This window comes from Amycolatopsis silviterrae, from assembly GCF_042684085.1.
Taxonomy (GTDB): Bacteria; Actinomycetota; Actinomycetes; order Mycobacteriales; family Pseudonocardiaceae; genus Amycolatopsis; species Amycolatopsis silviterrae.
In genome coordinates this window covers 211,324-231,324 of sequence record NZ_JBHUKS010000027.1, presented here as the reverse complement: position 1 = coordinate 231,324, position 20,001 = coordinate 211,324, and the positions used below count along the sequence as shown (strand labels likewise).

Sequence of the window (20,001 nt, the reverse complement as noted above, 5' to 3'; positions counted from 1 at the left end):
ACACCGGCGGCGCATGGTTCGACCGCGACCTGCTCCTCGCGCTTATTTCAGGAACTTCTCCACCGCGTCCGTGGCCGCGGTGACGCCGCCATTGGCCCGGATTTCCGCGCGCAGTTCGGCGAGTCGCGCGGCGACGTCCGGCGAACCGCTGACCGCGTCGACAGCTTCGCGGAGGGACTTGGCGGTCACCTGATCGGCCGGCAGATGCTTGCCGACGCCCAGCGCCTCCAGCTGCGCGGCGTTGCCGAACTGGTCGACGGCCTGCGGGATGGCGACGGTCGGGACGCCGTACCACAGGGATTCCGTGCAGCCGCCCATGCCGGCGTGCGTGATGAAGGCGGACGCGACTTCGAGAATGGCCAGCTGCGGCACTGTTTCGTGCGCCTCGACCGACTCCGGCAGCGGTCCGAGGTCGTCCTTTGACACGTGCTTGCCGATCGAGAGCACGACGTGCCAGTCCTCGAACTCGGTGATGCAGTGCCGGTAGATGTCGAGCTGGTCGTTGTACGCGGTGCCGAAGGACACGAGCAGCACGGGTTTCCCGTCGGACGGGGGCGTCCACTGCTCGGCGGCTCGCGCCGGGTCGAGACACGGGCCGACGAACTGTACGCGGTCCGTCGGCACGCGGTCCGCGTTCGGCTGCATCGCGCGCGGGATCAGCGACAGGATCGGCACCGGACGCGCGAGCCAGGCCCAGGCGTCTTCGTCGACCCCGTTTTCCTTCAGCCACCCGGTGAACGTGCGGTGGTAGTCCACTCCGGACGGTGACGTACGGATCGGTTTGAGGACGTCGGCGAGTTCTTCCTCGTAGCCGTCCCACGCCACATAGGTGGGGGAGAGCTGCACGGCCGGCACGTCGTAGCGGAGGCCCAGCAGCGGGGCGCCGAGGCCGCCGATGTCGTAGAGCACCAGGTCCGGCCGGTCCTGGTCGAAGGTTTCGATCAGCCGCGGATGGATCGCGACGGCCTCGTCGAGGAAGACGCGCATCGCTTCGGCCGGGTCTTCCGGCCATTCCGCGTCCGGGCCGAGCGGGAAGATCGTGCGGTGCGCGACGACGTCGGCACCGGTCGCTTCGACCAGTCCGGCGAGCGGTTCGCCCACGACGTAGCTGACCCGGTGCCCGCGGCGCACCAGTTCTCGGATGATCCCCAGCGAGGGGTAGACGTGGCTGGGCGCGGAACAGCCGACCACGACGATGTGCTTGCCCATGAGGCGGGAGTGTCCTTTCCGGACGGGATGCGGTCCGGCACGCGAGGAAGGGGCCGCCCGGCGGCGGGCGGCCCGGAAGGTCGTGCCGGGATCAGGACAGGCGGCAGCGGGCGAAGATCGTCATGGGCCGGGACGGTAGTGCGGCCGGTCGCGGGGAGCAACCGGATTTCACCGGGGGTGGCCGAGTGTGGACTCGCTGAGGTGAACAACTCCGCATTGCCTACTGGTTTCCATTGCAGCGGACTTTGTGTTACAAAGTTGAGGACAGCGAAGCACTGGGGGAAGAGATGGCAGAAGCGTTCAGGCTGACCGGCCTGGTCAAGCAGTTCAAGCAGGTCCGCGCGGTCGACGGCGTGTCCATGGCCGTCCGGCGCGGCGAGGTCGTCGCACTGCTGGGACCGAACGGCGCGGGCAAGTCGACCACGATCGACATGCTGCTCGGGCTCGCCGCACCGGACGAGGGGAGCGTCCAGGTGTTCGGCGGCGCTCCGCGGGCGGCGCTCGACTCCGGGCGGCTCGCCGCGATGGTGCAGAACGGATTCCTGCTGCGGGACGTCACACCGGCCGAGCTGGTCGAACTGCATCGGTCGATGTTCCGGAATCCGTTGGCCGCCAAGGAGATTTACGACCGGGCTGGCATTGGGGAGTTCGCGAAGCGGCGGTGCGGCAAGTTGTCCGGCGGCCAGCTCCAGCGGGTCCGGTACGCGCTCGCGCTCACCGGCGACCCGGAGCTGCTGATCCTGGACGAGCCGACGGCGGCGCTGGACGTCGACGCCCGGCGCGAGTTCTGGGCGTCGATGCACGAGTTCACCGCGACGGGGCGCACTGTCCTCTTCGCCACGCATTACCTCACCGAGGCGGAGGACTATGCGGACCGCGTCGTGCTGATGCGGCACGGGAAGGTCGTCGCGGACGGGGCGGTCGACGAGGTGCGCGCGAATGTGTCCGGGCGAGTGATCAGGGCAGTCGTACAGGGTGCCCGTCCGGAAGCTCTGGCGGTGCTCGACGGAGTCGCCAGGGCACACGTACAGGGCGATCGTACAGAACTGGACTGCACAGACTCCGACCTGGCGATCCGGGCGTTGCTTACCGCGTTTCCGCACGCCAGCTCGATCGAGATCACCTCCGCGGGGCTGGAGGAAGCGTTCCTCGCCCTCACTTCCGACGAACCGCAGGGAGCGCTCCGATGAACCTCGTCTACCTCCGGCTGGAGATCCTGCGCATCGTCCGCAGCCCGCAGTTCGCGCTGTTCACCATCGTGGTTCCGCTCGGGATGTTCCTGCTGTTCGGCGGGCTCTTCGGGGACCAGGTCGGCGCGGACGGCATCAAGGCGAGCGTCACCACGATGATCAACATGGGCGCGTACGGGGCGATGAGCGGCGCGTTGTTCACCGGGACCCGGGTCGCGACTGAGCGGACTGACGGCTGGCAGCGGCAGCTGCGGCTCACGCCGATGCGCGGGCCGGGCTATCTCCTGGTGAAGATCGCGTCCTCGATGGCGATGGCGTTGCCGGTGGTTCTGGTGATCTTCGTGGCCGGTGCGCTGCGCGGGGTGGACCTGACTGCGGCGCAGTGGCTGCTCAGCGGGGTCGCGTTGTGGCTGGGCGCGTTGCCGTTCGCGGTGCTCGGGCTGCTGCTCGGGTTGTTCGGCAAGGGCGACACGGTCGGTGCGATGACCGGCGCGCTGATGCTTCCGCTCGGCGTGTTCGGCGGGCTGTGGATGCCGCTGTCGATCTTGCCGGAATGGATGGCCACGCTCGCGCACTTCTTCCCTACGTACTGGCTCGGCCGGGTCGGCACGCTTCCGGTGGACCACGGAGGCGGGCTCGGACTGGCGGCCGGCGTGCTGGCGGCGTGGCTGGTCGTGCCCGCGCTCGTGGTGATGCGGCGGTTCCGGCTGGGCCCGGTGAAGGTCGCGTGACGTGTTAGCTTCCGTGCTGCATGCGGGGTCAGTACGGGGGAAGGGCGGTCCGGGGTGAACGACGACGCGGGGGACCCCGTCGAGGACGAAGGCGAGCCGCTGTCCGCAGCCGAATCGCTCGAACTCATCGCCCGGCAGAACGAACGGACGCGCCGGGAGCTGCGAGTCAGCCCGGCGCGTCTGTTCGCCGTCTGGGCGTTCACCTGGCTGGTCGGCTGGGGGCTCGTCTACCTCTCTGACGACCAGACCGCGGCGTTGCTGCCCGGCTGGGCCGCGGGAATCGTCGTGGCGGTGCTGATGGTGGGCGCGATCGTGTACTCCGCGTGGCACGGCAGCAAAGGCGGCCGCGGAATCCGCGGGCCGTCGCGGCGGATCGGCGCGATGTACGGCTGGACATGGATGATCTCGTTCGCCGGGATGTTCCTCATCGACATCCACTTCACCCGGGCCCTCCCGCCGGGCTCGGATCTCGTGCCGCTGCTGTGGTCAGGCACTTCGCTGCTGCTCACCGGCGCGCTCTACCTCGCGGGCGGGACACTGTGGCAGGACCTGCGGCAGTACTTCCTCGGCGGCTGGATCATCGCGTGCAGCGGGGCGAGCGTCCTGGCCGGCGTGCCGGGCAACTTCCTCGTCCTTTCGCTCGCCGGCGGCGGCGGGTTCGCGGTCGCCGCGCTGGTCTACGTGGTGCGGCCTCGTGACTGACCTGCCGGAACTCGACCCCGTAATCCACGCTCAGGCGCGGCTGCGCGTCACGGTCGCGCTCGCCGGGCTGCGTCCCGCCGACCAGATCACCTTTCCGCGTCTGCAGCAGCTGCTGGAGATGACCGCGGGCAACCTCTCCACGCATCTGCGCAAACTCGAAGACGCCGAGTACGTCGAGATCACCAAGGCCTACGAACACCGCACGCCGGTCACGCTGGTGCGGCTCACCAGCAAGGGCCGCGCCGCGTTCGAGAGCTACACCAAGGCGTTGCAGCGGCTCCTGGACGCTGGGACCTGACATGTCCCGCTGGGTCGTGCACCTGGACCTCGACGCGTTCTACGCTTCCGCCGAACAGCTCACCCGGCCGACGCTGCGCGGGCGAGCGGTGGTGGTCGGCGGTACTGGGCACCGCGGAGTCGTCGCCGGGGCGAGTTACGAGTCTCGCAAGTACGGCGTGCGTTCGGCGATGCCGATGTCTCAGGCGCGTCGGCTGCTTCCGGCGGGCGGCGTGGTGCTGCCGCCGCGGTTCCGGTTGTACGAGGTGCTGAGCAAGCAGGTCTTCGACGTCGTCGGCGAAGTCGCGCCGGTGCTGGAACGGATTTCGCTCGACGAGGCGTTCGCGGAACCGCCCGCGCTGGCCGGCGCGTCGGTCGGGCAGGTGACCGAGTGGGCCGAGAATCTGCGGGCGCGGATCCGTTCGGAGACGGGGCTGACCGCGTCCATCGGGGCGGGAACCGGCAAGCAGGTCGCGAAAATCGGCTCGGACCGGGCGAAGCCGGACGGTCTGCTGGTCGTGCCGCCGGGGACCGAACGCGAGTTCCTGGCCCCGCTGCCGGTGCGCGCGTTGTGGGGGATCGGGCCGGTGGCGGAAGGAAAACTGCGCACGATCGGCATTCTCACCTTGGGCGAGCTGGCGGCGTTGCCGGAGCCGGACGCGGTGTCGACGCTCGGCGGCGTGGTCGGCCGCGACCTGCGGCGGCTGGCGAGCGGGTTGGACGACCGTCCGGTCGCGGAACGGGGCGAGGCCAAACAGGTGAGCGCAGAGACGACGTTCGACGTCGATGTGGTCGACCTCGTCCGGTTGCGGGCGGAAGTACGGAAAATCGCGGCTGGCGCGCACGCCCGGCTGGTGAAGGCTGGCCGCGTCGCGCGCACGGTGGTGATCAAGCTGCGGCATACGGACATGAGCACAGTCACCCGTTCCGAAACCACCGCGTCGCCCACCGACGACCTCGAACAGCTTGCGGCTACTGCGGAACGGCTGCTGCTCGACCCGCAGGAGTTCGGCGGCGTGCGGCTGGCGGGAGTCGCGTTCAGCGGGCTTTCGGTGCCGCATCAGGACGCCTTGTTCAGCCTGGCCGTGCCTGCCGCGACGGAGGAGCCGGTGGTCACTTCGGCTCCGTCGCCGGGCGGGAGCGCGCCAGTGTCGTCTTCGGGGTGGCGTCCGGGCGACGACGTGGTGCACGCCGAGCACGGCACGGGCTGGGTGCAAGGCGCGGGGCACGGCCGGGTGACCGTGCGGTTCGAGACGCGCACGTCGGGGCCGGGGGTCGCGCGGACGTTCGACCAGACCGATCCGGCGCTGACTCGCGGGCAGCCCTCCGACTGCCTAGCCTGAGCATTTTGCCTGGTCACGACCGGGGTGTTAACCCACAAGAGTGATGAGGAAGGATGTGCCGGGCAGTCGGGCAAAGGGGATGATCATGACGAACATGCGCCGCGCCGCCGCCCTCGCCGGGGTCGCGCTGATGCTGACGGCGTGTGGGAGCGAAGCCGCCCCGCAGCGGAACGGACCCCCGCCCTCGGCCGGGCCGTCTTCCGCTTCGCCGGATTCGTTCACCGTGGTGGCGACCGGGGACGTGCTGATCCACCCGCGGCTCACCGAACAGGCCGAGGCGGACGGCGGCGGGAAAATCGACTACCGGCAGCTGTTCGCCGGGGTCAAACCGCTCGTGTCCGGCGCGGATCTGGGGATCTGCCACCTCGAAACGCCGCTCGCGCCGGAAGGCGGGCCGTACAGCGGGTATCCGTCGTTCAGCGCGCCGCCGGAGATCGCGGATGCCTTGAAGGACACCGGATACGACACCTGTTCCACCGCTTCGAACCACACTCTCGACCAGGGCGCGGCGGGTGTCCAGCGCACGCTGGACAAGCTCGACCAGACCGGGCTCAAGCACACCGGCTCCGCGCGTTCGGCCGAGGAAGCCGGGAAGCCGCTGATCCTGGACGTGCACGGGGTGAAGGTCGCGCAGCTGTCGTATTCGTTCGGGTTCAACGGGATCAAGCGGCCGGCCGGGAAGCCGTGGCTGGCCAACGAAATCGACCCCGACGAGATCCTTGGCGCGGCACGCGAGGCGAAGGCGGCCGGTGCGGAGGTCGTGATCGCGAGTCTGCATTGGGGGGTCGAGTATCAGCATGACGTGACGGCTGAGCAGAAGCAGTTGGCGCAGAAGCTGACGGCGTCGCCGGATCTCGACCTGATCGTCGGGCATCACGCGCATGTGGTGCAGCCGTTCCAGAAGGTCGGCGGCAAGTGGGTGGCGTTCGGGCTGGGCAATGAGGTTGCCCGGCATGACGAACCGCGTGGGTCCACTGAGGAAGGGGTCGCGGCGCGGTTCCGGTTCAGCCGTGCTGGTGGGAAGTGGACGGTGGACAAGGCCGAGTACGTGCCTACGTTGATCGACCTTGGGCCGCCGATCCGGTTGCGCGACCTTACGACTGCGCCGCCTGCTCCGCGGGGGAAGGAAGCGCTCGCGAATACCGACGAGGTGGTGCTGTCCCGGGGTGCGGGGGATGACGGGTTGAGCCGCCCGGGGCGGTGACGGTTCGGGGCTGGTCCGTCGTGGCGTTGGGGCGCTGGACGCGGGCCGGGGCTCCGGTGGGGGCGGCGCGAGTGTCCGGTGCGGTGGTGGCGCGATCGGCCGGGTGCGCTGGAGGCTGCCGGGGTGCTCCCTGCGGGATAGGGCGAGTGCCCTGGGCGGGCGATCGGCCTGGGCGACTGCCCTGGTTGGGTGCCGGGTTGGGCGGTCGCCCTGGTTGGACGGTTGTACTGGTCGGGCGTTCGCTCCGTCGGACGTTTGCCCGGGTCGGACGTTCGCCCTGGTTGGGCGTTCGCCTGGGGCGGGCGGATGGTCGTCCTGGTTGAACGGTTGACCTGGTGGGTGTCCGAGTCGGGCGGTCGTCCTGGTTGGGCAGTCGTCCAGGTCGGGCGGTTGCCCGGGGCAGATGATCGTTCGGGTTGGGCGGTCGCCCGAGTCGGGCAACCGTCCTGGTTGGGCAGTCGCCCTGGTTGGGTGGTTGCCCGGGGCAGATGATGGTTCGGGTTGGGCGGTTGCCCGAGGCGGACGGCTGCCTCGGGCGGACGTTCGCCTTGGTTGGGCGATCGTCCAGGGCGGTTGTTCAGGGCAGACGATTGCTCGGGACAGGCAGTTGCCCGGGTCGGGCGCGGTTGGTTGCCCTAGTTGGGCGGTTGCCCGGGACAGACGGTTGTCCAGGGCGGACGGTTGCCCGGGTTAGGGCGGGGCGGTCGTCTGGGTCAGTGGTCCCGGCGGGTGATGAGCTGGGCCAGTGCGGTGAGTTCGGCTGTCGGGCGCGGGGCGGGGTTGGCGGCGGTCAGGGCGGTGAGGGCGTCGGTGAGCAGTTCGTCGGCTTGGGTGTGGCTCCAGGCTCGGCCGCCGGCCTCGTCGATCAGGGCTGCGGTTTTGGCCAGGGAGTCGTCGGGGAGCGGGTGGCGGTACAGCATCGCCAGTTCCTCTCCGGCTGGGGTGCCTGACGTGAGTGCGGCGACCACTGGCAGCGATTTCTTGCGGCTGCGCAGGTCCGAGTAGACCGGCTTTCCGGTGACCGCCGGGTCGCCCCAGATGCCTAGCAGGTCGTCGACGTGCTGGAAGGCCAGGCCGAGCGAGCGGCCGAATCGGCCGAATCGTTCGACGTGTTCGCCGCGGCCGCCGACTACCAGTACGCCCAGTGTGCAGGCCGCGCTGAGCAGGGCCGCCGTTTTTCCCTGTGCCATCCTGATGCATTCGGCTACTTCGACGTTCGACCGTTGTTCGAAGGCCAGGTCTTCGTGCTGGCCGTGCAGCAGGTCCAGTACCGCGGTGCTCAGGAGGCGCGCGGCGGCGGGGCCGTCCGCGGACAGGACGTCGAAGGCGAGAGTGAGCAGGGAATCGCCGGCCAGCACCGCTTGTCCGGTGCCGAACACGGTCCACGCCGTGGGCCGGTGGCGGCGGGTGCGGTCGCCGTCCATCACGTCGTCGTGCAGGAGCGAGAAGTTGTGCGCCAGTTCGACGGCCACCGCGGCCGGGATCGCGTCTACCGGGTCTCCGCCGCAGGCTTCCGCGCACAGCAGCACCAGCGCCGGGCGCAGCGCCTTGCCTCCGGACGCGGTCGTCGGCGCTCCCGTTTCGTCCCGCCAGCCGAGGTGGTAGCCGGCGATCCGGCGCATCGACACGGGCAGCCGGTCGACCGCCGCGCGCATCGCCGGTTCCCATCGGCTCCGGCTCCAGTCCAGCACCTCGGCCACCGAGCGGGCTCCGGTGCGCGCGTCCACCGTCGTCATCGTTCTTCCGCTTCCTTGCGCGGCGCAGCGGCCAAAGTGGACAGTGCGGCGGGGTACGGGACGGTCACTGCGAAACCACCTAACGTCGAATACGCCGGGAGAGTGTTTTCCGGGAGCGGGCGAAGGAATGCGAATCGTAAGCGGCGCCGCGCATCAACTTAGCAAGTCGGATCACGCCGACAATCACTCGATCGGGTAGCCGGGTTCGATTCACCTGTTTGCCGGAGCTTTATTTCGGGCCTCGCCGACGCTGTTGTCGGGCTGACAACCACGTACGCGTCACGGTGGGTCCGCTGCCGTAACCCGGTCGTGCGCATGCGGCCGGTATCCGGGTCTTTTCCTTTGCCGAGCAACGGCAATCGGGGGAACGCGTGTCCGGCCCGCTGCTCCGATCCGGCGAACCGCGGCGGCCCCGGGCGACCACCCGGCTGAATCGCGCGTTCCGCCGTTGTCCGTTCCGGAATCGGCTGGATAGCGTCGGCCAGCGTATTTCCCCGCGCGAAAGGAACCGGATGAACGTCTACGTGACCGGGGTGTTCTGGGTCGTCGGCGCGGCGATCGCGGCGGCGGCGGTCGGCTATCTCGTGCGGCGTTTCGGCTGGGACGAGGGGCGGCGCGACAACAACGACGCAGCGGGCCAGGTGTTCACCATCGTCGGCGGGCTGCACGCGGTGCTGATCGCGTTCGTGCTGATCTCGCTCTTCGACGGGGTCTCCTCCGCGCGCGAAGGTTCCTACACCGAGGCGGACAACCTGGTCGCGGCCACCTGGTCCGCTCAAGCGCTGTCCGGAGACACCGGGGAACAGGTGCGCCGGCTTTCCATCGCATACGCGACCACGGTGGCACAGCGGGAATGGCCGCAGCTTGTCGTCGAGGGGCCGGTCCCGGCCACCGGCTGGACCCAGCTCGACCAGATGCGCCGCGCGATCGCCGCCGCGCCGGGTGGTGACGAGTGGACGACCGAGCTCAAGCGGCGGGCCTCGGACGAGATCTGGCAGGTGTACCAGGCCCGCCAGACGCGGCTGACCGGCGTGGAAACCGACAGCGTCGGCCCGGTGATGTGGTTCGCGCTCATCCTCGGCAGCGTGATCTCGGTGCTGCTGCCGAACCTCTTCGGCGGCACGCGGATGGCCGCCCACTTGGTGATCGTGTCGACGCTGGCGGGCACCATCGTCGTGCTGCTGTACGCGATTTACCAATTGCAGAACCCTTATGCCGGAAGCGCGAACGTGCATCCGGACGCGTTCGTCGCGGCGATCTCGCGGCTCGGCTGACCGGTGCGGGGTTCCCGGTACCTGACTGTGGTGGCCGCCGCGGCCGCGGTCGCCGGGCTGCTCGTCGCGTCCGGCTGGCTGGCCCCGGCCCGGCAGCGCGCGGCCGCGGCGTCCTGCCGGGTGCTGCAGGTCGAGAGCCAGGACGGAGTGTCGTCCGACATCATGCGGCTGAGGTTGCCCTCTGGCGCGCGGCATCTGTTGCACCACAGTCCTTTCGCGCTGAACGCGATCGCGTATTCGGCTTCGCAGGACGTCACGTACGGCGTTGCGAACGGCCGGTTCCACGACGGCTGGCACGCGGTGCGGATCGACTCCGACGGCGAACTGACCGATCTCGGCCCGGTTGGCCGCCAGACGCACCACGGGGTGTGGAGCTGGGTGACCGGTGCGACGGCCGGGGCGATGTCGGGCAATTCCTGGTATGTGAAAGAGGGAACCAGTCTGTACACAGTGGACGTTGATCCGCGCAGCTCCGGCTATCTTACCGCGACTGGGCCGTTGCTGTTGCAGCCGTGGTGGCTCGCGTCAGGGGTCGACGATTTCGCGTACAACCCGGAAGATGGTCTGCTGTATGGGGTTTCGTCCACTGGGGACGGCGCGGTGGTTACCGTGAACCCGGTGAGCGGGCGGGTCACGCGGGTGCCGGGGGAGAAGTTTCCGGACGCGACTTACGGTTCGGTCGTGTTCGGGCCGGATCACCGGCTTTACGCTACGGCGAACTGGATTGACGGGCGGAGTGTCACGTATCGGCTGGACGGCGGGGTCGCGGTCGAGGTGAGTACGGGGCCGTCGTTGGCGATTTCCGACGGGGCGGGGTGTTTGGCGGAACCGCCCCCGCCGCCGCCACCGCCCCCGCCGTCGTCTTCGCCTTCTCCGACGCCGTCGACCTCGGCCAGTCCTACGCCGTCCTCGCCGCCGTCCTCGTCGTCAACGCCGCCGTCTTCGACATCGTCGTCTCCGTCGCCGACCCCAAGTCCAAGCCCGTCGCCAAGTCCGACACCGACGCCGTCGTCGAGTCCGGTTCGGCCCACTCCGACTCCGACCCCGACGCAGACCCCGGAGCCGCCGGACGCGATCATCCAGCCCATACCGATGCCGAGCCCGCCGGAGCCGCCGCGCGTCACCCGGGTGAAGGCGGTCCAGAAGCAGGCCGAGAAACGCGCGGCGAAAGCGGGGGAAACCGTCAAGAAGCAGCGGCGCTGGGGCATCACGACGATCCTGCTGATCGTCGGGGCGGGTGCGGTAGCGGCTCGGGCACGGCGTGCTCGTTAACGCGGCAGTCGTCTCGATGACGGACGTTGTCCAACTCGGCCGTTGAGACTCCGTCGGGCGTCGAAGCGACGCCAGAGGAGGAGAGACCGATGAAACGCGTGAAGATCGGGCTGGTCGCCGGGGTGCTGGTGCTGCCGCTGGCCGTCGTGGGGCCGGCCGAGGCCAAGGGGCGTCCGGACGACCATTACCGGGTGCGGGCCGGGCACACGCTGCAGGTGCGCGGTGACGCGCAGCGCGACGGTGCGGTCGTCCGGCACACCGACCCCGGGCACGGCGCGCTGGCCATCGGCCCGGACGGATCGTTCCGCTACACGCCCGCCGCCGGGTTCACCGGGCGCGACACGTTCACCTACACCGTCAGCGACGCGGTCCGGCTGTACCCGACGGCCTTGCCGCCGCTCGGTGCCGTCGGCGGCGTCAAGATCACCGGCGGCGGGTACGGTTCCGCGCTCACGCCGGTGCCGGGTTCGCTCGACGAGTTCTACGGTCTCACCGACCGCGGCCCGAACGTCGACGCGCCGGACGGGTCCAAAGTGGAGCCGATCCCGTCGTTCACGCCCGCCGTCGGCAAGTTCCGGCTCCGGGGCGGGAAAGCCGTGCTGGAACGGAATATTCCGCTGCGCGCGGCCGACGGTTCGCCGTACAACGGCCAGGTCAGCACCCTGGCGAACACCGGCGAGACCATCGTGGACCTCAACGGCGCGAAGCTGCCCGCCTCGCCGGACGGTTACGACTCCGAGGGGCTCATCGCCCAGCGCGACGGGACGTTCTGGGTGTCGGACGAGTACGGCCCGTTCATCACGCACTTCCGCGCTGACGGCCGTGCGATCGAGCGGCTGTCTCCGTTCAATGGTTCATTGCCCAGTGAACTGAAGAACCGCGTGCCCAACAAGGGCATGGAGGGGCTCGCGCTCACTCCGGACGGCCGGACGCTCGTCGGCATCATGCAGTCCGCGCTGCAGCAGCCGGATCTCACGAAGAAGCCCAGCAAGGTCCCGGCGCTGCGGATCGTGACGGTCGATCTGCGGACCCGTGCCACGCACGAGTACGCCTACCTGCTCGACAACCCGGACGAGACCGGCGCCGCGGTTTCCGAGATCACCGCGCTGTCGGCGACCCGGTTCCTCGTGGACGAGCGCGACGGCAAGGCCGAGCCCGGTGCGTACAAGAAGCTGTTCGAGATCGACCTGAGCAAGGCGACCGACCTCGGGCCGGCGGCGAAGGTGCCGGGCGCGACTTACGACGCGGCCAAGGGCGGGCTGCTCGTCGGCGGCGGCAAGAGCATTGAGGCGTACGTCGGTAAGGCCACGACCGCGGAAGCTGCTGACGCATTGGCGAAGGTTGGCGTGACGCCGGTGGCGAAGAAGCTGTTTCTCGACCTCGGCGGACTGGTGACCGGCCTGGATCCGAGCGGTGGCTTCTTCGGGCACGACAAGATCGAAGGCGTCGCGACGACCGACGGCGGCCGTACCGTGGTGATCAGCAACGACAGCGACTTCGGCATCGACGGCGTCGCGAACTCGGCGGCTCCGTACACGCTGCACGCCAAGACGCAGCCGAACGGCCGTCAGGACGACGGCGAGTACCTGCGGGTGGACATGACGAAGCTGCCGGCGCGGGCGCGCACGCTCACCGTGACTATCGACGTGCGCTAGTACTTGAACTGGTCCACGTTGTTCTGCGTGATCAGCAGGGGATCGCCGAGCAGCACCGTCTGGGTGGCCGCGTCGTAGCGCACCGCGGGAAGCTCCGGGCTCACGTTGTTGCGGGGCCGGAGCGGGGTGCCGGTCGCGAGCTGCTCGGCGGTCCAGGCGGTGAGGTAACCGAGGGATTCGACGTTCCACAGCACGGTCATGGAACAGGAACCGTCGACCAGATACGGCTTCATCGTTTGCGGCGTGCCGGTGCCGACGGTGAACACCTGGCCGATCTTCTGCTGGTCACGCACCGCTCGCGCGATGCCCGGCGTGGCTGTCGTGCACTGGCCGATCAGCCCGGTGAGCTTCGGATGCCGGTTGAGGATGTCTTTCGCCATTTTCGTGGCGGTGGTGGTGTCCTCGTCGGCGTACACCGTTTCGACCAGCTTCGCGCGCGGATAGCGTTGCGCCGCATACGCTTTCTCGGCTTCGATCCACGAGTTGAGGTTCGCCGCGGCGCGCCCGCACGAGATGATCGCGTACTCGCCGGCACCGCCGGTTTTCTTCATCAGCGAGTCGACCAGCGCGGTGCCGATGCCCTCGGCCGTCGTCTGGTTGACGAAGACCTCGCGTTGCGAACCGGCGGCGTCGGTGTCCGTGGTGAGCACGTGGACGCCCTTCGCCCGCGCCTCGGCGATCGTCGGGGCCAGGTCCGCCGGATCGTTGGGGGCCACCGCGATGACGTCCACGCGTTCGGCGATGAGCTGCCGCAGGATCGCGGTCTGCGCGGCCGGGTCGACCGTCGCCGGGGCGCGGGTGATCCACTTCGCCCCGAGCCGTTCGGCGGCCAGCATGCCGCCCGCGTTCATCGCGTCGAAGTACGGGATCCCGCCGATTTTCGGCACGAACGCGATCTTCGCGGGTCCCGGGCCCGAGTCCGGTATGGCCGACGAGCAACTGCTGATCAGCATCGCCGCTGCCGTCAGCAGCGCCGCGCCCGGCACGAGCGTTCTGGTCCGCCCTCGCATCCCCCACCGTTCCCCGGCAATGTGACCTGGCAGCCGAAGGTAGGGCCAGCGGCGGCAAGGGGTCAACCGAACGCGACCAAACGGTTACGGAAGCGAGTTCAACCCCCGGGCGGGGCAGCGGCGGGCGGGGCGGTTTCGGACAGCGCGGTGGCGGATGGGGCGGTGCCGGGCGGGGCAGCGTTGAGTGGGGCGGTGCTGGGCGGCGCAGCGTTGGATAGGGAGGTGCCGGGCGGGGCAGTGTTGGGCGGGGCGGTGCCGGGCGAGGCAGCGTGGGACAAGGCGGTGTTGGACAGAACGGTGTCCGATGGCGCGGCGCTGGAGAGGACAGTGCTGGACGGGCCAGAGTCGGCCGGGGCGGGGGCAGTGTCGGACAGGGCAGGGTCGGACGGGGCAGGGTCGGACGGGGCAGGGTCGGACGGGGCAGCCTCGGATCCACCCGGCGGACACGTCCCGTCCTCCGGCAGTTCACCGGTCAGCAGATAGTGCGCGGCCGGGCCGTCGATGCACGGGTTCGGCTCGTTGAGGTAGGCAGCGTGGTTGCCGCCGCCGTCGACGAGCAGGCTCGAACCCCGCAGCACCCGGTGCATCCGCTGCGCGCCGACCAGTGGCGTCGCCGGGTCGTCTTTCCCTTGCAGCAACAGGATCGGCGGCACGGGTGCCGAGCCGATCCGGACCTCCGGCGACGGCGGCGCCCGCCAGAACGCGCACGGGGCGCTGTACCAGCTGTTGAGCCACGCGAACAGCGGCGCGGTCCTGGCCGATTGCGCGGTGTCCGCGTGCCAGGTCGCCCAGTTGCGCGGCCAGCCCGCGTCGGCGCAGTTGTAGGCGAGCTGGCCGGGATCGACCGCGTACTGGGCCTGTCCGGCGGCGACGTTCAGCCCGGTGGAATCCCCGCCGCGATGGCTCGCGACCGCCTGCATCAGCGACGGCCACGCCCCGTCGCCGTACATCGCGGACGACAGCAGATCGTCCAATTCGGACACTCCGGTTTTGCCGTCCGCCGGTTGCGCCGCGAGCTTGTCGCGCAGTTCGTTCCACGAGGTCTGCACCGCGGCTGTGGTGGCGCCGAGGTGATACGTGCTGTCGCGCTCCGCGGTCCAGGCGAACAGCTGCTCGGCCCGTGCCTGCAAGGCAGCGTTTTGCTGGAACTGCGTCTGATAGGTGGTGACCGTGGGGTCGACGACGCTGTCCAGGATCATCCGGCCGGTGTGCCCGGGGAACAGCGTCGCGTACGTGGCGCCGAGCTTGGTGCCGTAGGAATAGCCGAGATAGTCGATCTTGTCCTTGCCGAGCGCCGCGCGGATCCGGTCCATGTCCCGCGCGGCGTTCTCCGTGGTGACGTGCCGGAGCAGGTCTTTCCCGTTCGCCGCGCACTGCTCCGCGATCTGCCTGGCCAGGTCCTCGCGATTCCGTTCCTGCTCAAGGCCGGCTTGGTACGGCGCGGCCGGATGCGGCGTGAGCTTCGCGGTGTCGCCGCACGAAACCGGTGTGCTGGAACCGATTCCGCGCGGATCGAAGCTGAACACCGCGTACTGTTGGGCGACCTCCTGCGGCAGCTGGCTGAACACGAGCTTCTCGGTGCCGAGCCCGGACGCGCCCGGCCCGCCGGGGTTCACCAGGAGGTAGTGCGGCGAGCTGAGACTGCCCATGCCGGAGACGGTGAGGGTGATCTGCTCGCCGTCCGGGTTCGCGTAGTCGAGCGGCACCCGCAGGCTCGCGCACGACACCTGCCGCGGCGTCCCGGCCGGGCATTCGCCCCACTTGAGCGAGGACGAGCGCGCGCCGGCGGCTGGAGCGCTGAGGAAGCTTCCGACAAGGAGAAGGAGGAGAACGAGGACGAATGCGGCGGCGCGGCGGCGCGGCGAGTTGATCACCACCCTTCCGGTTATACCGATTCGCCGGAGCCTCCGGGCGACAGTCATCACATCGGGCGACCTTGTGCGATTGATACCCTTGGGGGGTATAGTGACCGGTATGAACGAACACCAGCACGGAGCGTCCTGGTCCACCGCCGCCCAGGCGACGCTGCACTGCCTCACCGGGTGCGCCATCGGCGAAGTGCTCGGCATGGTTCTCGGCACCGCGCTCGGCCTGCACAACGCGGCCACCGTGGTGCTGTCGATCGCGCTGGCGTTCGTCTTCGGCTACGCCCTCACCATGCGCGGCGTGCTCAAGTCGGGCCTCGCGTTCGCCGCCGCCTTCAAGGTCGCGCTCGCCGCCGACACGGTGTCGATCGCGGTCATGGAGGTCATCGACAATACGGTCGTCGTGGCGATCCCGGGCGCGATGGACGCGGGCCTGTCGAGCTGGTTGTTCTGGCTGTCGCTGGCCTTGTCGCTCGCGATCGCCTTCGTGGTCACGGTTCCGGTCAACAAGTGGATGATCGGCCGCGGCCGCGGGCACGCCGTGGTGCATGCCCACCACCAGCACTGAGGTCAGCAGGACGGCACGGCCGCGTCGGCCCGGAGGTAGGCCTCGGACACATAGTGTCCGGGGCCGATCCGGTTCCAGCGGGTGGTGCCGTCCACCGGTTCGCCCTGGACGGAGCATTCGATCGGCACTTGGGCGGAGTCGGCCGCCAGTCCGGCCGGCGGCGCGTCGTTGGCCGCGGACGTGCGCACGACCAGCGGTGCCCCGGTGGTGGTCACGACGCCGCTGGCCGGGGAGCTGCCTGTCCAGAGGAAGGTGACGTCCACGTAGCTGTTGCCCTTGAGCCCGAGTCCGTCCCAGAACGTGCCGTCGGCCAGGTCGAGACCGGCCGGGTTGCGCACGGTGCGGCCGCGTTCGTCCTTGCCGCCGTTGAAGCCGTTTTGGTACGCCGCTTGCGCTTCCGGCACGCCTTGCGGCAGCGAACCGAACGTCGCGCGACGGTCGGCGGGGTTCCAGTAGTCGTCATGTTCGTTCCACGGTCCGACATCCAGCACTGGCGCGTACTCGCAGCGCGTGCCGTCGGTGCGGCACACCCGGACGGTGAAGGTCCCTTTTCCCTTGGAAGACACCGTTTTCGTGGACGGGAGCGCCACGAAATGGTCCCGTTCGGTGATCCGGTGCCCGCTCGAGGTGGTGCCGCCGACGAGTCCTTCGCGGGTCGCGTAGAGGCGGTAGGTCAGCGGTCTTTCCAGGACTCTTCTGCCGTGCTTGGGTTTGGCCGAGGCGGGCTCCGGGGTCGACAAAGCGATAACCATCAGGGTCAGAAGGACGTGACCAGCAGCTTTCCTGTTGCTCATCAGCGCATCGTGGCCCGGCGCGCGGGATTGGCCGCGCAACCGGGCCCGCGCGTCAGGCGGACACGATCCGGTGCGGTCCGGTCTTGCGCGGCCGGGCGCCCGCCGGGAGGTCGGCCGACAGCTCCCGACGGATGGCATGCGCGCGCTCGGCGTAGCTGCGGGACCGTTCGGGCTGGCTGAGCGCGGAGTGGAGTTCGCCGAGAAGCTGGGACACGTGGGCCTCGGAACGGCGATCCCCGTTGCGGCGGTGCACGCTCAGCGAGTTCACCAGCAGCAGCTGCGCGTGCGCGAGATCGCCGCTGTACAGGCACAGCTCGCCGAGGTTCTGGTTCGCGTAGCCGACGCAGTGATCGTCGCCGAGATCGGTGAAGACGGCGATGGCGCGCGTGACGTGTTCGCGGGCTTCGGCGAGGTTGCCCTCACGCTGGTGGAGGAGCCCGAGCCGTTGCAGCGCATGGGCTTCCCGGTGCCGGTCGCCGATTTCGCAGGACAGCTCCAGCGCGTCGGTGTACCAGCGGCGCGCGGTCGCGTAGCACTTGCGCGCCACCCAGATCGAGCCGATCGCGATCCGGATCACCGCTTCGCCGTGCGGGTCGCCCGCCTCGTCGAACAGCCGCAGCGCTTCGTGGCACGGTTCGAGAGCGCGGTCGGTCTGGCCTTGCATCCGCAGCACGGTGCCGAGGCCGGCGTGTGCTTCGCCGAGGCCTTGCTGGTCGCCGATGCGCTGGTACAGCTCGCGTGCCGCTTCGAAGGCGACCATCGCGTCCGCGTCGTTGTCTTGGTACAGCAGGACTTGGCCGAGATTGCGCTGGACGACCGCCTCGCCGCGGACCGCTCCCGCCCGGCGCGCTGCCTCCAGGGCGATCAGGTGGGTGGCGTGCCAGTCGTCCTGGTGGCCGCGGAGGTCGAAGTACGGGGTGAGGGCCGCGGTGAGCCGCCAGGTCAGGTCGTCGAAACCGCGTTCGGCGGCCAGCCGGACGGCGGCGACGCAGGTGGCGCGTTCGGCGGCGAACCACGCGGCCGGGTCGGTCAGCAGGCGGTTCGCTTCCGAGGGCAGGGGCAGTCCGGCGTCGTCGTGGTACTGGCCGAAGAAGTGGATCGGCATGCGTTCCGCGGCTTCTACCGCCAGCGCCAGATATCCCTCCAGCACCCGGCCGATCGCGGCGCGGGTTTCGCCGGGTTCGGCCAGCTCCGCGGCGTACACGCGCAGGAGGTCGTGCAGGCGGTAGCGCGGCTGGCCCGCGACGTCGGTGGCGACCAGTTCGACCAGGTGGGCGTCGACGAGCACATCGAGGACGTCGTCGGCAGACGAACGGCCCAGGACGGCGGCGACGGCCCAGGCCGGGAACTGCACCGGGCCCAGCGCGCCGAGCCGGCGGAAGGCCGCGGCGGCGGACATGGGCAGGAGGTCGTAGCTCAGGGTCACGCTTGCCCGGACGGCTAGGTCGCCGACGCGCAGTTCGTCCAGGCGGCGGTGCTCGTCGTGGAGGCGGTCGGCGAGGATGCGCAGGGACCAGGTCGGCCGGTGGGTGAGCTTGGCCCCGGCGACACGGATCGCCAGCGGCAGATGTCCGCACTGGCGCAGGATCGCGGCGGCGTCTTCGGGTTCGGCGGCTACTCGCTCGTGGCCGACGATGCCCTCCAGCAGACGGGCGGCTTCCGGCTCGGGGAGCAGATCGACGTCCACCGGAAGCGCGCCGGCGAGGTCTGGCAGGCGGATCCGGCTGGTGATCAGCACCGCGCACGCGCCCGCGCCGGGGAGCAGCGGGCGGACTTGGGCGGCGCTGCCCGCGTCGTCCAGGACTATGCACATCCGGCGGCTGGCGAGGTGGGAACGCAGCAGCGCGGCGCGTTCCGCGAGATCGCGGGGCAGGCCGGAATCCGGGATGCCCAAGGCGCGCAAGAGTTCGGCCAGGACGCTCATGGGTGCGCGCGGGGACGACGAGGTTCCGGCCAGGTCTACATGCAACTGTCCGTCCGCGAACACGGAGCGGACCGCGTGCGCGACCCGGACGGCGATGGACGATTTGCCGATGCCTGGCGCGCCGGACAGGACGACGATCGTGGGGCGTTCCGCTTCGGCGTGCTGGCGGAGTTTCGTGACCAGGTGGTCGGTTACCTCGCTGCGGCCGGTGAAGTCCGGCAGATCCAGTGGCAGCTGGCAGATCGGCGGGACCTTGGCGCACGGGACTTCGAGGGTGGCGCGCAGTTCGCGCAGGGCCGCGCCGGGGCTAGCGGACAGTTCGTCGGCGAGGGTTTGCTCGACCAGCTCGTACGCTTCCGCGGCTTCGGTGCTGCGGCCCGCGTCGCGCAGTGCGGTGATGAGGTGGTGCCAGAGTTCTTCGCGCAGCGGGTGTTCGGTGACCAGGGCGCGTAGTTCGGCGATGACCTCGTTGTGGCGGCCTAGTGCGAGGCGGGCGCGGAGGCGTTGTTCTTGTACGGCCAGGCGAAGCTCGTCCAGACGGGCGACAGCCGGACCCCAGGTGGGGTCGTGCGGGAGGCCTTCGAGTACTTCGCCGCGCCAGAGGGCGTGGGCTTCGTCCAGCAGGGTGAGGGCGGCTTCCGGGTCGTCTTGGGTTTCCCAGGCCTGGGTGGCCAGGCGGGTGAAGACGAGGTGGTCCAGTTCGTCTTCCGGGACGGTGAGCAGGTAGCCGGACGCTCGGCTGGTGATGCGGTCGGCCAGGTCGGGGGAGATTTCGGCGAGGCGCCTGCGGAGGGAGTGGACGTAGGTGCGGATGTTGGCCGCGGCGGAGCGCGGGGCGGTGGTCGGCCAGAGGACTTCGACCAGCGCTTCGGTGGAGACGACGATGTTCGGCTGCAGCGCCAGCGCGGCCAGCAGCAGACGGGGCTTCGGGCCGCCCAAAGGTACGGCCCGGCCCTCGGCGATGACCTCCAGCGGCCCCAGGATCCGGAAGGTCAGCGAAATCAATTTACCCGCCTTGGCGGCAAGGTCCCCATGCCCGGCATGCTAGGAGCGTTTGCCGGGGTTAGCTAGATCCGCTCGGGGAGGAATACCCCATAAGGGGTGATATCGGGGGTGGATGTCACGGGGGGTTTGCCTGAGCGGGGGTGAATTGTTTTCACGTGTTTCGGCTGGGGCCGTGGTTGCGTGGGGCACCCCGAAGCCCGAGTGTGCTGACGGGCGGCGGGTGTTTGTCAAGGCGGGAAAGAT

The 20,001-nt window shown here is 69.8% G+C and carries 16 protein-coding genes; 10 read left to right on the top strand and 6 right to left on the bottom strand.

Features of this window, described 5'->3' with window-relative positions; translation table 11 throughout:
• Positions 1-42 precede the first annotated feature (42 nt).
• On the bottom strand, positions 43-1,209 hold the full coding sequence (locus ACFSVL_RS34905; RefSeq protein WP_378310465.1) for a macrolide family glycosyltransferase: 1,167 nt from the start codon (positions 1,207-1,209) through the stop codon (positions 43-45).
• 287 nt (positions 1,210-1,496) lie between these two features.
• Between ACFSVL_RS34905 and ACFSVL_RS34900 the strand changes: the two genes are divergently transcribed.
• From ACFSVL_RS34900 to ACFSVL_RS34875, 6 genes are all read left to right on the top strand, one after another.
• A complete protein-coding gene (locus ACFSVL_RS34900) occupies positions 1,497-2,399 on the top strand; it encodes an ABC transporter ATP-binding protein (RefSeq protein WP_378310463.1) in 903 nt (300 codons plus the stop codon).
• The gene (locus tag ACFSVL_RS34895; RefSeq protein WP_378310462.1) at positions 2,396-3,130 is read left to right on the top strand and encodes an ABC transporter permease; all 735 of its coding nucleotides are present in this window, start codon (positions 2,396-2,398) and stop codon (positions 3,128-3,130) included. The genes ACFSVL_RS34900 and ACFSVL_RS34895 overlap by 4 nt, the downstream gene beginning before the upstream one ends.
• A gap of 54 nt (positions 3,131-3,184) precedes the next feature.
• Positions 3,185-3,832: a hypothetical protein gene (locus ACFSVL_RS34890; protein ID WP_378310460.1), complete on the top strand. Its 648-nt coding sequence runs from the start codon at positions 3,185-3,187 to the stop codon at positions 3,830-3,832.
• Positions 3,825-4,130, top strand: coding sequence for a winged helix-turn-helix domain-containing protein (locus tag ACFSVL_RS34885; RefSeq protein WP_378310458.1), 306 nt, complete (start codon positions 3,825-3,827; stop codon positions 4,128-4,130). The genes ACFSVL_RS34890 and ACFSVL_RS34885 overlap by 8 nt, the downstream gene beginning before the upstream one ends.
• A gap of 1 nt (position 4,131) precedes the next feature.
• On the top strand, positions 4,132-5,451 hold the full coding sequence (locus ACFSVL_RS34880; RefSeq protein ID WP_378310456.1) for a DNA polymerase IV: 1,320 nt from the start codon (positions 4,132-4,134) through the stop codon (positions 5,449-5,451).
• 79 nt (positions 5,452-5,530) lie between these two features.
• A complete protein-coding gene (locus ACFSVL_RS34875) occupies positions 5,531-6,655 on the top strand; it encodes a CapA family protein (protein WP_378310454.1) in 1,125 nt (374 codons plus the stop codon).
• Between the two features lie 713 nt (positions 6,656-7,368).
• On the opposite strand, the gene ACFSVL_RS34870 is transcribed toward ACFSVL_RS34875, so the two are convergent.
• On the bottom strand, positions 7,369-8,391 hold the full coding sequence (locus ACFSVL_RS34870; protein ID WP_378310453.1) for a family 2 encapsulin nanocompartment cargo protein polyprenyl transferase: 1,023 nt from the start codon (positions 8,389-8,391) through the stop codon (positions 7,369-7,371).
• A 512-nt stretch (positions 8,392-8,903) separates the two neighbouring features.
• On the opposite strand from ACFSVL_RS34870, the gene ACFSVL_RS34865 reads away from it, so the two are divergent.
• From ACFSVL_RS34865 to ACFSVL_RS34855, 3 genes are all read left to right on the top strand, one after another.
• Positions 8,904-9,665, top strand: coding sequence for a bestrophin-like domain (locus ACFSVL_RS34865; protein ID WP_378310451.1), 762 nt, complete (start codon positions 8,904-8,906; stop codon positions 9,663-9,665).
• Positions 9,666-9,668: 3 nt separating this feature from the next.
• Positions 9,669-10,937, top strand: a complete 1,269-nt coding sequence (locus tag ACFSVL_RS34860) for a DUF6923 family protein (protein WP_378310449.1) — start codon at positions 9,669-9,671, stop codon at positions 10,935-10,937.
• Between the two features lie 89 nt (positions 10,938-11,026).
• Positions 11,027-12,592, top strand: coding sequence for an esterase-like activity of phytase family protein (locus tag ACFSVL_RS34855; protein WP_378310447.1), 1,566 nt, complete (start codon positions 11,027-11,029; stop codon positions 12,590-12,592).
• Here ACFSVL_RS34855 and ACFSVL_RS34850 read toward each other — a convergent pair.
• Positions 12,589-13,602, bottom strand: coding sequence for an autoinducer 2 ABC transporter substrate-binding protein (locus ACFSVL_RS34850; protein WP_378310445.1), 1,014 nt, complete (start codon positions 13,600-13,602; stop codon positions 12,589-12,591). The two genes, ACFSVL_RS34855 and ACFSVL_RS34850, sit on opposite strands and share 4 nt — an antisense overlap.
• A gap of 98 nt (positions 13,603-13,700) precedes the next feature.
• A complete protein-coding gene (locus tag ACFSVL_RS34845; RefSeq protein ID WP_378310444.1) occupies positions 13,701-15,479 on the bottom strand; it encodes an alpha/beta hydrolase in 1,779 nt (592 codons plus the stop codon).
• Positions 15,480-15,576: 97 nt separating this feature from the next.
• Between ACFSVL_RS34845 and ACFSVL_RS34840 the strand changes: the two genes are divergently transcribed.
• Positions 15,577-16,035 (top strand): DUF4396 domain-containing protein, encoded by a 459-nt coding sequence (locus tag ACFSVL_RS34840; RefSeq protein WP_378310442.1) that lies wholly within the window; start codon positions 15,577-15,579, stop codon positions 16,033-16,035.
• 2 nt (positions 16,036-16,037) lie between these two features.
• On the opposite strand, the gene ACFSVL_RS34835 is transcribed toward ACFSVL_RS34840, so the two are convergent.
• Both ACFSVL_RS34835 and ACFSVL_RS34830 read right to left on the bottom strand, forming a co-directional pair.
• Positions 16,038-16,829: a hypothetical protein gene (locus ACFSVL_RS34835; protein ID WP_378310441.1), complete on the bottom strand. Its 792-nt coding sequence runs from the start codon at positions 16,827-16,829 to the stop codon at positions 16,038-16,040.
• Positions 16,830-16,881: 52 nt separating this feature from the next.
• Positions 16,882-19,758, bottom strand: coding sequence for an AfsR/SARP family transcriptional regulator (locus tag ACFSVL_RS34830; RefSeq protein WP_378310439.1), 2,877 nt, complete (start codon positions 19,756-19,758; stop codon positions 16,882-16,884).
• Positions 19,759-20,001 lie beyond the last annotated feature (243 nt).

Excerpts from the sequence above, each read along its gene's own strand:
- ACFSVL_RS34870 (WP_378310453.1), bottom strand. The coding sequence starts at position 8,391 with ATGACGACGGTGGACGCGCGCACCGGAGCCCGCTCGGTGGCCGAGGTG.
- ACFSVL_RS34905 (WP_378310465.1), bottom strand. The coding sequence starts at position 1,209 with ATGGGCAAGCACATCGTCGTGGTCGGCTGTTCCGCGCCCAGCCACGTC.
- ACFSVL_RS34835 (WP_378310441.1), bottom strand. The coding sequence starts at position 16,829 with ATGAGCAACAGGAAAGCTGCTGGTCACGTCCTTCTGACCCTGATGGTT.
- ACFSVL_RS34840 (WP_378310442.1), top strand. The coding sequence starts at position 15,577 with ATGAACGAACACCAGCACGGAGCGTCCTGGTCCACCGCCGCCCAGGCG.
- ACFSVL_RS34875 (WP_378310454.1), top strand. The coding sequence starts at position 5,531 with ATGATCATGACGAACATGCGCCGCGCCGCCGCCCTCGCCGGGGTCGCG.
- ACFSVL_RS34850 (WP_378310445.1), bottom strand. The coding sequence starts at position 13,602 with ATGCGAGGGCGGACCAGAACGCTCGTGCCGGGCGCGGCGCTGCTGACG.
- ACFSVL_RS34880 (WP_378310456.1), top strand. The coding sequence starts at position 4,132 with ATGTCCCGCTGGGTCGTGCACCTGGACCTCGACGCGTTCTACGCTTCC.
- ACFSVL_RS34900 (WP_378310463.1), top strand. The coding sequence starts at position 1,497 with ATGGCAGAAGCGTTCAGGCTGACCGGCCTGGTCAAGCAGTTCAAGCAG.
- ACFSVL_RS34855 (WP_378310447.1), top strand. The coding sequence starts at position 11,027 with ATGAAACGCGTGAAGATCGGGCTGGTCGCCGGGGTGCTGGTGCTGCCG.
- ACFSVL_RS34865 (WP_378310451.1), top strand. The coding sequence starts at position 8,904 with ATGAACGTCTACGTGACCGGGGTGTTCTGGGTCGTCGGCGCGGCGATC.
- ACFSVL_RS34895 (WP_378310462.1), top strand. The coding sequence starts at position 2,396 with ATGAACCTCGTCTACCTCCGGCTGGAGATCCTGCGCATCGTCCGCAGC.